Annotated in this window: 9 protein-coding genes; 5 read left to right on the top strand and 4 right to left on the bottom strand. The window is 66.4% G+C overall.

The annotated features are described in order from the left end of the window. Window positions 1–258: 258 nt before the first annotated feature. Entirely contained in the window at window positions 259–4,860 is a 4,602-nt protein-coding gene (locus tag LBW94_RS19140) for a tetratricopeptide repeat protein (RefSeq protein WP_225062302.1), read from the bottom strand. Beyond that, window positions 4,857–5,192 (bottom strand): CU044_2847 family protein, encoded by a 336-nt coding sequence (locus tag LBW94_RS19145; RefSeq protein WP_266271496.1) that lies wholly within the window; start codon window positions 5,190–5,192, stop codon window positions 4,857–4,859. Before LBW94_RS19145 ends, LBW94_RS19140 begins: the two co-directional genes overlap by 4 nt. 561 nt (window positions 5,193–5,753) lie before the next feature. Here LBW94_RS19145 and LBW94_RS19150 point away from each other — a divergent pair. The 4 genes from LBW94_RS19150 (at window position 5,754) to LBW94_RS19165 (ending at window position 9,047) form a co-directional block, all read left to right on the top strand. Further along, complete coding sequence (locus LBW94_RS19150) at window positions 5,754–6,230, top strand: SRPBCC family protein (RefSeq protein WP_225062304.1); 477 nt, start codon at window positions 5,754–5,756, stop codon at window positions 6,228–6,230. Window positions 6,231–6,766: 536 nt separating this feature from the next. Continuing rightward, the gene (locus tag LBW94_RS19155; protein ID WP_255635254.1) at window positions 6,767–6,889 is read left to right on the top strand and encodes a hypothetical protein; all 123 of its coding nucleotides are present in this window, start codon (window positions 6,767–6,769) and stop codon (window positions 6,887–6,889) included. Between the two features lie 281 nt (window positions 6,890–7,170). Then, window positions 7,171–8,550 (top strand): DUF3560 domain-containing protein, encoded by a 1,380-nt coding sequence (locus LBW94_RS19160; RefSeq protein ID WP_225062305.1) that lies wholly within the window; start codon window positions 7,171–7,173, stop codon window positions 8,548–8,550. 281 nt (window positions 8,551–8,831) lie between these two features. After that, a complete protein-coding gene (locus tag LBW94_RS19165) occupies window positions 8,832–9,047 on the top strand; it encodes a hypothetical protein (RefSeq protein ID WP_225062306.1) in 216 nt (71 codons plus the stop codon). A gap of 661 nt (window positions 9,048–9,708) precedes the next feature. On the opposite strand, the gene LBW94_RS19170 is transcribed toward LBW94_RS19165, so the two are convergent. Both LBW94_RS19170 and LBW94_RS19175 read right to left on the bottom strand, forming a co-directional pair. Continuing rightward, complete coding sequence (locus LBW94_RS19170; RefSeq protein ID WP_225062307.1) at window positions 9,709–9,897, bottom strand: hypothetical protein; 189 nt, start codon at window positions 9,895–9,897, stop codon at window positions 9,709–9,711. A 330-nt stretch (window positions 9,898–10,227) separates the two neighbouring features. Further along, complete coding sequence (locus LBW94_RS19175) at window positions 10,228–10,893, bottom strand: hypothetical protein (RefSeq protein ID WP_225062308.1); 666 nt, start codon at window positions 10,891–10,893, stop codon at window positions 10,228–10,230. A 301-nt stretch (window positions 10,894–11,194) separates the two neighbouring features. Here LBW94_RS19175 and LBW94_RS19180 point away from each other — a divergent pair, with 301 nt between their 5' ends. Continuing rightward, on the top strand, window positions 11,195–12,544 hold the full coding sequence (locus LBW94_RS19180; RefSeq protein WP_225062309.1) for a helix-turn-helix domain-containing protein: 1,350 nt from the start codon (window positions 11,195–11,197) through the stop codon (window positions 12,542–12,544). Window position 12,545 lies beyond the last annotated feature (1 nt).

Below are 12,545 nucleotides of genomic sequence, written 5' to 3' on the forward strand. Positions count from 1 at the left end.
GAGCTTGACTGTTAGCGGCCAGTTCGAACTCCCTACTGGCGGCCAGTTAGCGGGGAGATAACTGTCTGCCGGGCCCACCCTCTCGCAACAAGGTGGGCCGTCCAGCCAAGGCGGGTAGGCGGCATTACCGGATGTGCTCCTGCCTTCCGGACGGCCCTCGATTCCCAGGCTCGCGTGCTTGCGGTGTACGGGTTCGTGCAAACAGCGGAGTTTATGGGCACGCTTGTCGCCGCCGGTGGTTGCCGAGGTTCGCTGCCGCTATTCCTCGGGGACGGAGTCCAGCAGTGTGGCGAGTCGCTGGCTGTCGTCGTCGGAAAGCTTCTCGGACACGGCGGTACGGAAAAGCTGCGGATTCATCCGCTGACGCAGTCGACGTAATGCGCGTATGTTGTTCGCTGCCTGCGGGACGCCGATCTCCAGGCGCAGAACGAGAGCTTGAAGATGGAAATGTACCGCGTCGGTGAGCTGTCCCTGCTGGCCCGCAAGCTCTCCCATGGCTGAGTAACTCGTAGCGGTTCCGGCGCGGTTGCCGAGTTCCTCGTTGATGGTGAGGGCTTGCTGGTAGCGGCGTTCGGCCTCGGGATAGTCCCCCCGGTCCCGCGCGAGGGTCCCCAGCTGGTGGTAGCTGCTGGCCATGCCGGCGCGGTTGCCGAGTTCCTCGAGAATGGTGAGGGCTTGCTGGTAGCGGCGTTCGGCCTCGGGATAGTCCCCCCGGTCCCGCGCGAGGGTCCCCAGCTGGCCATAGCTGTTGGCCGTGCCGGCACGGTTGCCGAGTTCCTCTTTGATGGTGAGGGATTGCTGGTAGCGGCGTTCGGCCTCGGGATAGTCACCCCGCTCCTGCGCGAGGATCCCCAGCTGGTGGTAGCTGCTGGCCGTGCCGGCGCGGTTGCCGAGTTCCTCGTTGATGGTGAGGGATTGCTGGTAGCGGCGTTCGGCCTCGGCATAGTCCCCCCTGGCCTGCGCGAGCCTCCCCAGCTGATGGTAGCCGGTGGCCGTGCCGGCGCGGTTGCCGAGTTCCTCGAAGATGGTGAGGGCTTGCTGGTAGCGGCGTTCGGCCTCGGGATAGTCACCCCGGTCCTGCGCGAGGATCCCCAACTGGCCATAGCTGCTGGCCATGCCGACGCGGTTGCCGAGTTCCTCTTCTATGGTGAGGGATTGCTGGTAGCGGCGTTCGGCCTCGGGATAGTCACCCCGGCGTTGCGCGAGGATCCCCAGCTGGTGGTAGCTGGTGGCCATGCGGGCGCGGTCGCCGAGTTCCTCGAGGAGGGTGAGGGCTTGCTGGTAGCGGCGTTCGGCCTCGGCATAGTCCCCCCTGGCCTGCGCGAGGATCCCCAACTGGCCGTAGCTGCTGGCCATGCCGACGCGGTCGCCGAGTTCCTCGAAGATGGTGAGGGCTTGCTGGTAGCGGCGGTCGGCCTCCCCGTAGTCCCCCCGGGCCTGCGCGAGGATCCCCAGCTGGTGGTACCAGGGGGCACGGTCGGGCGACTCTGGGGGGAGTTGGGTGAGGGTGTGGTGGATGAGGATGGTTTCGTGGTCCCAGGCGCCGATGGTGTCCAGGCGTGTGCAGATCGCTTCGGTGATGGTGATGGCGGCGGGGATGTCGCCGGCGGCGAGGTGGTGGTGGCGGGCTTCGAGCCGGTCGTGGAGGTCCGCGTCGAGGTCTTGGGGCCAGACGTCGACACGCCACGTCCAGTAGCGGGCGGCGCGGGTGTGGGCGGTGGCATGCTCGCCGGCGCGGCCGCGGTGGGTGAGGATGGCGGTCAGCGCAGTGGCGGTGGAACGATGCACAAACACTCGCTGCCGGCCGGGGTCGATGCTGATCAGGCTGTGCGACCACAACTCGTCCACCAGGGCGGGCAGATCGGCATCGGTGGACACCGGGGGACGCGGATCCGCGGTCAACAGGTCGAGGTCGGGGGTGATGTCGGTGAGGACGTCGGGTGGGAGCCGGTCCAGGTGGAAGTCTCCGGCGGTGGGGTCGATGCCGTGGCCGGTGAGGATCGTGGTGATCCGCTCACCGGCTTGCTGCCGGTCGGGTATCCATTCCGCGGTGGGGTCGTCGACGCCGATCTGGTAGAGCAGCCCGGTGTGGTCGATGGGTTCGCGGTAGACCGCGGCGCCGATCAACAGTTGTTGGGCGGCAGGGGTGAGTTGGTCGAAGAGGTCGGTGAGGAGGATGTCGTCGGCGATGAGGGTGACCGCGGTGGCGACGGCGACGTCGAGGGTGGTGCTGGTGAGGGCGGGTTGTGTGGCGGGGTGGGCGGCGAGGGCGGTGGTCAGGCGGGCGGTGATGTCGCGGTAGCGGGCGATCTTGTTGCCGAGGAGGGCGTCGAGGTATTCCAGGCTGCGGGGATGCCCGCCGACCAGCCGCCACACCCGCTCGAGTTCGGCATCGTCGAGACGATCCAGCTCCGGCAGGGACCAGATCAGTTTGAAGGTTTCGGCTTGCGTCATCGGCCCCACCACCTGTGCCAGCAACCGGCCGTGCGCCTGGCCGGGCAGCGACAGCGGGTACCGGCAGGTCACCAGCAGCCGGCTACGGCCGGGGTCGGTGACCCACGCGGCCAGCAGATCGGCCAGCGACGCGTCGGTGATTGTGTGGGTGCCGGGTGTCAGGTTGTCCTCGAAGTTGTCCAGTACCACCAGTATCGGCAGCACATCGAAGACGTACTCGCGCAGCACGGCCAGGCGTTCGGTCCACGGCTGGTCGACCCGGGTCACGTACTGCAACGCCGCAGGCACACGCGGATCGGGCACGGTGCCGGTCTCGATCGTGTGAAAGCGGCTGACGCGGGCGGCGATGGCGGCCAGCAGGGTGTCGGGGTTGAGTTCACCGGTGGCGACGACGACCAGCGGGCTGTGCTGCTGGCGGTGCAGCAGCTGGGTGGCGAGGGTGGTTTTCCCGATACCGCCGAGCCCGTGCAACACGATCCCCGCATACCGGTTGCCCGCCAAAACCGCGGGCAGGGTGCGCAGTTCGCGGCGGCGGCCCACGAAATCCCCGGTATCACGCTGCACCAGCCCGGACACCACGGGACCAGCCACCGCCGGCGCGGGGTTGCCCGCGGTGTCGCGCACTGCCGGGTCGTAGACGGTGACCGTGGGTTGTGCGGCGAGGACGGTGACGACACTCCATTCGTCCAAACCGGCGAGGAGAGTGTCGCGGGGGCTGGGGGAGGTGGACCATTGACGGTGGATAGTGCGCCGCGCCGCGGTCACCGCCGCGACCACATCCGGTACGGGCTGGTGGGCGAGGTCCTGATAGACGCGAGCGAACAGAGCGGTCGCGTACCGGTCGGTGACCGTGGTCTCGGTCGCGATCACCACACTCGCTCCGTGGGCCAGCAGGTCCGCGGCAAAGGAGGAGGCGCCGGCTTCGGCGGCGACGTCGGTGTGGCAGGCGGCCAGGCTGATCACCGGCGGCATCAACCCGGCCGGGATCGCCTCCTCCAGGAGCTGCCGCGCGGTGACCGGCCTCGCGGCACCGCTATCGGTTTCCAGGATCAAGTGTCCGGGACTGCCGTGCCCGGACAGATGCAGGACGTGAGCCGAGGCTTGTTCGAGTTCGGTGCGGATCGCGTCGGTGGTGGCGAACTCGACGATCCGCACCTGCGCGTCACCATAGCGGGCGCCTTTCACCGCTTTCAGCACATTGCGCAGTTCGTGCTCGTAGTCCAGGACCGGGCCGCCGGATTCGGTGGGTGCGGCGATGGCGACCAGAATCCGTAGTGGTCCCGCGATCGCCCGCACGGGCCCTGCGGCCACCCGCCGGTAGACGGTGATCAACGGATGCAGAGCCCACGGGGTGGACGAGACCGGATCCGGCAGAGCTTCCCACGGCACCATCGGGAACGGGCCCGGTTCGATTCCGATCCGCACCGGCACATATGCTTGCACTGCACGGGTCAGCACATTGGTGAGTGCGTCGGTGATCGGTGGCGGCAGAAACGATTCCGCCGCCAAGATCCCCGCGCGACGCAAGGACACGGTCCCTGTGGCGGGCTCGATAGCCTGTTGCTCCACCGAGGTTCGGGTGATGCTGGTCGTGGCGCGGCGGGTGCGTTCGCGATGCACATCGGTGACGGCCGCGGCCAGCCCCGGCCGCACACCCTGATGACCGGCGTCGACGTCGATGCCGCCGCCGTGTAACCGGACCCGGGTCTCGGTGACGGTGAGGACGAGGTCGACTGCCGCAGTCAACGGTGGTGGTCCGGTGACCTCGATCGCGGTGATCCCCTCCAGCAGGGGATGCAGGTCTTCGATGCGGGCGATCAGGACGCTGTCGCGGGCCCAGCCGTCGGCGGAGTTGTAGCGCTGCGAGACCACCCCGATGACGTAATCGTCGCTACGGCGGCGGACCGGGCCACCACTCATCCCCTTCATCACCGACTCGGCTTTGAGCCGGCCCAAGGGAACCTGCTCATCACGAGTGGTGCCACCGGCCCAGATACCGGCGGCGTCGAGGTAACGGTAATCATGATGGGGATCGGGCACTTCGGAGACACCGGTGATCACCGTCGCCGTGCCCAATTCGATCACATCGGTGGCTGCCCATCCCGCCACCGAACTCGTCAACGCGGTCGCGGCGGTGAGGACCGCCAGGTCGTGGATCTCGTCGACACGCGCCACCGCCGCCTCGAACACCGCCAACCCGCCAGCGAGCGCATCCACCCGCACCACCGCGCCCGGATACCCGGCATCGACGTCGCGGAGCACGTGGGCCGCGGTCACCAGCACCCCGGTTGCGGCCTGGAAACAGGTTCCCGCGGGGACGCCGCCGGGGTAAAGTATCCGCCCCAGAAACCCCGGCACCCGCGAGTCCGGTTGCGCCAGTGACGATGTGGCGGTCGGACCGGTCATGGCTGACCAGCGTCCCCGGTCCCGGCCGGGCCGACAGCGGGGACCGTGTCGTCGGTGTGGGCCTCGTAGACGAGCTTGACCTTCAACGTCGCATCGGCGGCGCCGGAGGCGACGATGACATTGGCTTTCACCGAGAACCCGATCCCGAACTCGACCTCCACCCGATCCGGGCGCGTCGCCTCCCCCAACTGCCGGATCGTGTGCGCAGTCGACGTCGCCGCGGCGGTGATCACCTCCCGGGCCCGCTCCAGCGCATCCACCACCGGACCGGTACCACCGGTACCGGTCGGCTCGGCACCGGCCACCCGGACTGTTTCGACCAGTACCTCCACGCCCCGAACTGCATCGGCACCACCGGCCCACCAGGCACGACGAATCACCCCTCATCGAAAACAGATCATGTGAAAGATTCCGGTTCCCGCCGGTGGCCCCCGAGCAAACCACGCCGATTGACGCCCACCGTACACACCTCCACCCACCCGCGCAGCACCTTCCCCGGCAACCACACACACTGCCCACGCGGGGACCACACCCTGCATCACACGATTCGAAAATCACTACACTGCACCATGTTTCGAGACCGAATATCAACCGACCAGTACGAATCGCGATGCCGGCACACCTGCTCCGGACGGGTGTTGTGGGCAGCGCCGCCAGCGGGCGGCGCCCGCCGAACCGATGCTGCCGCCAAGCCGGTCCGAAGCGAACACAGCAGCCCTCGTGCGGCCTGTTGCGCCGCCGAACAATGGGATTCAGGCCCGCCCTGAACATCCGGTAATCGGCATGAGCGGATGTCACGCGGGCGCAACCGGTTTCGAGCGGTATGTGGCATGAGCGGGCTTCCATCCGTCCCTGGATGGGGCAGGTTCGTGTGCTGGCCCTAGGCTTTCGTCATGGAGAGGATCGACTGTGCCACCCGGACCATCGCAGCACCACCGGCCGCTGTCTACGACGCTCTGCTGGACCGCGACTCCCTCGAGGCATGGCTGCCGCCGGACGGGATGCACGGCCGCATCACGGACTGGGACCCACGGCCCGGTGGAGGATTCCACATGGTGCTGACCTATCTCGACCCCGTCGGTAATCCGGGTAAGACTTCGGATGCGACCGATGTCATCGACGTCGCCTTCGCAGAGTTGCTGCCAGGGCAACGAGTAGTGCAGACGGCCGTCTTCGAAGCCGACGATCCTTCGTTCACCGGCACTATGACGATGACCTGGACCCTCACTGCTTCCGACGCCGGAACCGAGGTGACCGTCACCGCAACGAACGTGCCCAGCGGGATAGACCAAGTCGTTCACGAAGCCGGAATCGCCTCCTCGTTGGCCAACTTGGCATCGTTTGCCGAAGGGCGTTCTCACACCGACTGAGGCTCGTGACCTTCAGGTGCCGACACACGATCCGACCCGCCTATAGTTCCCGGTGACCAACAAGTTCGCCCGATCGGCGCATCTATGAGCAGGTAAATCGGCATATGAGGACAGCCTGCGCCACACTCGCTCATCGGCATGAGCGGACACCCTGGTCGAGATGCTGGCGATGCGCTAGATGCCCACAACCGGCCGCCTGCGGGGAATCGTAACTGGCCGTACGCGGGGAAACTTCAAGTGGCCGCTGACACTCGACACCACCGACAATCGACCCCTCGACCTGCGTTTTCCATTGCGTCGAGTCCTCGACATCGCCGACCACACCGCCACTGCCGCCGACCAGCGGCCGTTGCATGACCAGAGACTGGTCCAACCCGCATTGTGGTGGGTCAAGGACGATACCTGATGAGTAACGCGGCGCGCACGGGCGACGACGCCGTCCAGGTCGCGTACGCGGAAGGGTGGGGGCCCGGCACCGATCCCGCGTCGCCGCTGGCGGTGACGGCTCCGCCGAACTGTTCGATCTGCTCGAGCCTATGAACGACAACACCAGCGACACGCTGCTCGACTTTCTTCGCACAGCCGTCGACGACGGATTCGTCCACGTGCTGCTCACCGTGACCGATCGACAGATCGCCTTCGCGGTCACGCAGCCATAGCTGCACGCCGCGCGCTGCCGCTGCTCGCGACCGCGGAGCCGTAAGCGTCTGAATGTTCGTGCCGATCCGGCGACCCGCAGCCGCAGCCGGTATCCAACGCCGGCCGAGTCGTCGCCGTCGACCCCGCTGCTACGCACAGCCCCCTGCACCGCGCCAGCCTCATTCGTGCGACACCAGGCCGGCCCCCGACCGGAATCAGCCTTTTCGAGCATCACCCGATGCCCCGCGTCCGGTGAGCTCTCATCCACCGACCGCGCTTCTCCCCGGAAGGACGTAACCAGATGAGCCACATCACGATTCGCCACAACCGTCAACTCGGCACGCTTGTCTACGGTACCTATCGCGGTATGTCAGGGGTCGGGAAGGCGCTCACCGAGTGGCCCTGCAACTTCCGCGGGTCGGAGAACCTGCCCGCCGATGACGAGTTGGGTGACCCGTACTGGTATCTGCCGCACTCGCGGCGCCGCCGAGCCGACACCTACAAGATCGACAGTGCGGTCGAGCGGCTTCGCGAACTCGGTCACGAGATCGATGTCGACATCGACGACACGACGCCGGCGGTCGACTTCGCTGGGTTCATGCAGGAAAAGTACGACAGGGCCGACGATCGGGCTGCGTATCAGCAGTACATGGCGCGGCGCGAATTCTGGACTTCCGACAGCATCCGAGCGGACAACCAGCGCACCTTCGACATGCTCAACGGTCAGCCGATTCTCGTCGGTCATCATTCCGAGCATCGGCACCGGCGTTTGCTGGATCGGCTGTGGCAGCGTGAGGGCAAGGCGTGGGCACTCTACGACAAGGCCAAAAACCGCATTGACCGTGCAGCGGCGGCAGCGAATTTCCGGGCCTATAAAGAGAATCCGGGCACTACCCAGCGCCGTATCCTCGGCATCGAAACCGATCTACGCCGTATCGGCAAGAACCTGGAACAGCATGGCGATCGGTGGTCGGATCACTCTTTGGCGATCGCGCGAGCCGAGATCGTGGAGAAGCTGGAGGAAATCGACTACTGGTGGCGAGTACTCGACGAGGCGGGCGTGCACGTCTGGGAGCCTGGCGATTTCGCGGTCGGCGACTTCGTCTCTTGGAGCCGTGATCGCTGGCACGAGGTTGCCCGCGTCAACCCGAAGTCGGTCAGTGTCGCCGGTCTCTACGACACCGTCGGCGGTCGAGTCCAAACCATGGCCGCGCTGACCCGCCGCAACGGCCGCCCGCAGCCGCTGCCGTATCACCAGGTGACCGGCCATCTCACCGCCGCGCAGGCCCATGAGCAGTTCCCCGAATTGTTCGCGGTCCTCGATGCCGCGCCGGCCCGGCCGCGTCCGGCTCGGAAACGGGGCAGCGTCACACTTCGTCATTATCGCGCCGCCGAGGGCGAGCGCTGGGAATGGCGGGTCGGTGATGTCGAGTACCACGCGTTCTGGCGTCATCCGCAGAACTGGTGGCGCGGCGAGCACGAGCCGGTAACCGAACCGGGTTTCATCCACGTCACGGCGTATCGAGCCGGGAAAACACCCACTTTCGTGTCCCGCGGCGAACCTGTCGAGGTCGCGGTCTCCGAGGTCGCGATCGACGGTGACATCGCGTGGGTGGAGGAGGTCCACAACCAACTGCGCGACCATGTCCAAACCCATTACACCAGCAGCGCAGCCGCCTGAGCAGCAGGCCAGGCGATCGCTGCCCTGTGAGGCTTGACGAAGCGTCGGCGTGATCTGGAAATATCGCAACAGGGGTCCACTCATGATAAACGCTGGCGCCGGCCACCGTGACCGCCGAGCAGAGACCGGGATTCGATCCGAAACGGGCGTCCCTGCCTCTGAATCCCCCAGTCGCCCTTAATATCTCGGCCGCCGATGCCCTCACCCACCTCACCGGCATCACCCACGGACCCACAGTGCCGTGACCGCAAGCCGTTGTCCGCATTCCCAGGAGGTTCTCCATGCCCAGATCGACATCGGAACAACTGGTGCGTTTGGCCGACGATCTCGGCCTCGATGGTATCGAACTGTTCGACGCCGTACATGACGCTGCCAGTAACACCGCGTCCCAGATCAACAACAACGGCCTCACTGCTCAAATCGAGTACCTCAACGAGCAGTTCGGTGCCGCCGAGACCGAACAGCTCATTCGCGAGGCCGCTGACACCGGCCAGTGAGTCGCCGGCCCGATCCAGGCAACGACCTTGTGCCGTGTGGAAATCTGCGGAGCCCGCACGGCGATGCCGAACACCGAGATCGGCGACCGTCTCGCAGCGGTCTGTTCGTCGGGGACCGTGACGACGGCCGCTGGCGGCTGGGCGGCGGTAAGTCCCTGAGCTCGGGTGGATTGGTCGGCGCCATTGCATCTGTCGCCGCCGTCGATGCCCGGATTCGTGCCGCCATGTGATGTGGCGAGATGGCCGCCGTCGTGACCCCGGCCGCGGGCAACGCCGTTCCCCCGATGCCTTGTAGGCCGCAGACAACTCTGCGTATTCCAGTGCCTACCCGGCTGGCGCACGAAATCTGGCCTGGCTCACCGGACTGGCCATCCATGCCGGCCGCTGCCGAAACTTATGCTGTTTCTCCACCTCGGGGAAGTTGGCGTACGACGCCTTCCTCAAGCAGTGCTTCCTTGCGGTCGAGCAGTTCGGTTACGGACCAAATGCGCGCGGGAGCCAAGAGCGGCGTTACCGGTCGGATGCGAACGGCAGCAACAGACGGCGGGACGTGCTCCGGTCGGGAGAGTTCGGGGGTGTCGGTGGCAACGATGTTCTTCAATTGTGTTGTAAATTGGGGCTTCCCGACTGTTCAAACCGGCGAGGCCGTGTCAGCCGAGCGTCAGGGCCGCTTGGGCATCATGCGGACTTCCCTGTCGGAGGCCGGGCACTTCCCCTCGGGCGAGTCGTGAGTCACGATCCATACACTGACGACGTTGCCTTGGGTGCGAACTTCGTTGTGGCACAACGGACACACCACGATCAGCGTCCTGTTGATGTCCTCGTCGACGTAGAGCGGCGTATCTGTCATGTCACTATCCTTCAGAGGTTTGAGATCCGCGAATCAGTCACGTGCACAATCGATTTGGCGGATTCGAATGGTCATGGAAGGACCCAGAGCTGTTCGCACGGAAGGCGCCGACTCCCCGGCCGGAGCTGCTCGAACGTGACGACGTCGCGTTGGTGGTAGACCTGCCCAGTGCTCGGCGAATCGATAGGCCGCCGAGAGACAGGCCACGAACCGCAGCTCCCGTGGCTTCAGGATCCTTGGGCGGATGCACACGAGCACGTCGGGCTCGTCTGGCCGTGGCGATGTCGTTTGAGCCGCAGAAGGACCCGCGAAGCTCATGGTGGTAGCCGGTCAGCGCTGCCCGGCTACGGAGCGGTCGAGCCGTGCGGCCTCGAGGTCCGGATCTGGATCCGGATCGGTGAGCTTGCCCAGCACGCCGACGAGGACCGCCAGATCGACACCGTCGGGTAGGGCAGGGCCGAGTTCGTCGAGGGCCGGGTACTCCAGGCCGCGGGCTGCTGCCCGTTCGCGCGGGCTGCTCGTAGGAGGCACGATCTTGCCCTCCTTGACCAGGAAGGCGTACGCGAATGCCTTACGCGGGCATCGAGTCGCACGGCACGTCAGGTGATCTTGCATGATGTGCCGCGCGACGAGTTCCGTGAGCGGCTGGGCCGGGTATCCGTGGCCGGGGTCGCGGTGCACGTACGCGGAGGCCGCCCAGGTCTCGGGAGGGACCACGGTCTCCAGATCCATCTGCTCGCACACCCGTGACGGGGTGTGGCCGACGGTCTCCAGGTCCCAGACGATGAGCGCGGCGACTTCCAGGCCGGCGGCGATCCCGAGCGCGTACCCGACAGGATCCCGGTCGTCGTGCGGCGGGCGCACAGTGTGGATGTACTGGTAGCCCAGTCCCTCGGCGTGGCGGCGGAGCCCGGCCGCGTGTTCCAGTGCGCTGGAACCGGATACGTCAGCGCGTACCAGGCCAACCGCTAACGGTCTCGCATGATGGGAATTCATGCCCGTGTCCTCTCGGCGGTGATTGTCGGTACGGCACCCGCCGCCGGGGTCCGGGCGCATCCGACCGTGGCGTCCCTTGTTACGGGTGTGGGTCGGCCGATGCGCTGAGGGCGGGTTGGACTCGTCCGGCGGCGGGGCCTGGTCTCAGCGTGAGCCGCACCGGCTGCACTAACCACGAAGAAATTCCGCAGCTTTCCCGCAACTTCCCGTACATCGTCGGTGGATCGCTCCCCGAGAGATACTGGAAGCAGGTAGCTTTCGATCAACAACGACAGCAGAGCAGGGGCTTGGAGCTGGGTCGATGATCACGTACCGATGGACAGGAATCGAGATTCGACAGCTGCGCGATGCCATGCAGCTGTCGATTGATGAGTTCGCGAACCTGGTTCAGGTTTCGAGCCGTTCCGTGGAGGGTTGGGAATCAGCGGGGGCGGGTGCGTCGTTACGCCCATCGAGTAAGCGTCAGCTGGACAAGGCATTGGCTGAGGCGTCGCCGAACGTTGTCGCGCGGTTCGCGCGGATGACGGGCGTGGACGCTGAGAATGACAACTGTACGGCCGTGCCGGATACGCTGGCGGTCGACACCCTCGGTCAGCCGATGCCGGCCGTTCTGGGTGCTGATGAAGCCGACCAGGTTTGGGTTCAGGCCCGGACCGCCGCTGGAGAGGTCATTCTTGTGTCACTTCCTCGCCGCACCGTCATCACCGGCATCGGGGCTGGGGCCCTGGCTGTAGCCGCTGGCGTGAAGCCTGCGGCGGTCCTCGCGAACAGTCCCGATATCGACCGTCTCGAACACTTTCACCGGCTCCGGTTGTCGTTGATCGAGTCCGACAACTTGCACGGTGCTCGCGACGTTATCCCGTTGGTGGAGCAGAGCATCGAGCGCATCGGCCAGCTGCGCCGCGCCCGAGTCGGTGACCCGGTCACGATGCAGCGCATGAGGATCTTGTACGCGGAATTCGCTGCCTGGCTGCATCAGGATTGCCGCTCGTGGGACCGCGCGCAGCACTGGACAGACCGGGGCTTGACCTGGTCCCATCAGCTCGGCGATCCCTACTCGGTGGCGGCGGTCCTCATCCGCAAGGCCCATATCGCGGCCGACATGGGTGACGGGATGGAAGCGCTGGAGCTGGCGGACGCCGCGGTACGCCAGGCGCCACCGGACACCAGGTTCGCGGCCGTGGCGAATACGTTCGGCGCGCACGGTCGTGCTCTGGCAGGCGACCGGTCCGGCAGCGAAGCGCAGTTCGATCGCGCTCGCGCACTCGCCCAGGACGCGAACGTCGACCCGTCCTGGGGGTTCTTCCTGGATCAGGAGTACATCAACGTGCACCAGGCGCAAGGCCGGGTGGCGCTCGGTGACTACCGGTCAGCGATCGACCAGTTCGGGGAGGCGATCAGTTCGATGCGCTCGGGGCAGACCCGCGATCAGGCCGTCTACGTGTCGCGGCAAGCAGTCGCGTACGTGCAGGCCGGCGATATCGAGTCCGGCGCGCGGCTGGGCCACGCGGTGATGGGATGCGCGGTCAGCACAGGGTCGGAGCGGATCCTGCACAACCTTCGGACGGTGCACAGCGCCCTGGATCCGCATAGTCGGCACGAGTCGATCGTGCAGTTCCGCGACGCTGCCGCGCAGTGGGCTCTCGCGTGAG

Source organism: Nocardia sp. alder85J, assembly GCF_020176955.2.
In the GTDB taxonomy this organism is placed as follows: domain Bacteria; phylum Actinomycetota; class Actinomycetes; order Mycobacteriales; family Mycobacteriaceae; genus Nocardia.

Coding starts and splice junctions, on each gene's coding strand:
- LBW94_RS19140 (WP_225062302.1), bottom strand. CDS start 4,860: ATGACCGGTCCGACCGCCACATCGTCACTGGCGCAACCGGACTCGCGG.
- LBW94_RS19150 (WP_225062304.1), top strand. CDS start 5,754: ATGGAGAGGATCGACTGTGCCACCCGGACCATCGCAGCACCACCGGCC.
- LBW94_RS19155 (WP_255635254.1), top strand. CDS start 6,767: ATGAACGACAACACCAGCGACACGCTGCTCGACTTTCTTCGCACAGCC.
- LBW94_RS19160 (WP_225062305.1), top strand. CDS start 7,171: ATGAGCCACATCACGATTCGCCACAACCGTCAACTCGGCACGCTTGTC.
- LBW94_RS19165 (WP_225062306.1), top strand. CDS start 8,832: ATGCCCAGATCGACATCGGAACAACTGGTGCGTTTGGCCGACGATCTC.
- LBW94_RS19170 (WP_225062307.1), bottom strand. CDS start 9,897: ATGACAGATACGCCGCTCTACGTCGACGAGGACATCAACAGGACGCTG.
- LBW94_RS19175 (WP_225062308.1), bottom strand. CDS start 10,893: ATGAATTCCCATCATGCGAGACCGTTAGCGGTTGGCCTGGTACGCGCT.
- LBW94_RS19180 (WP_225062309.1), top strand. CDS start 11,195: ATGATCACGTACCGATGGACAGGAATCGAGATTCGACAGCTGCGCGAT.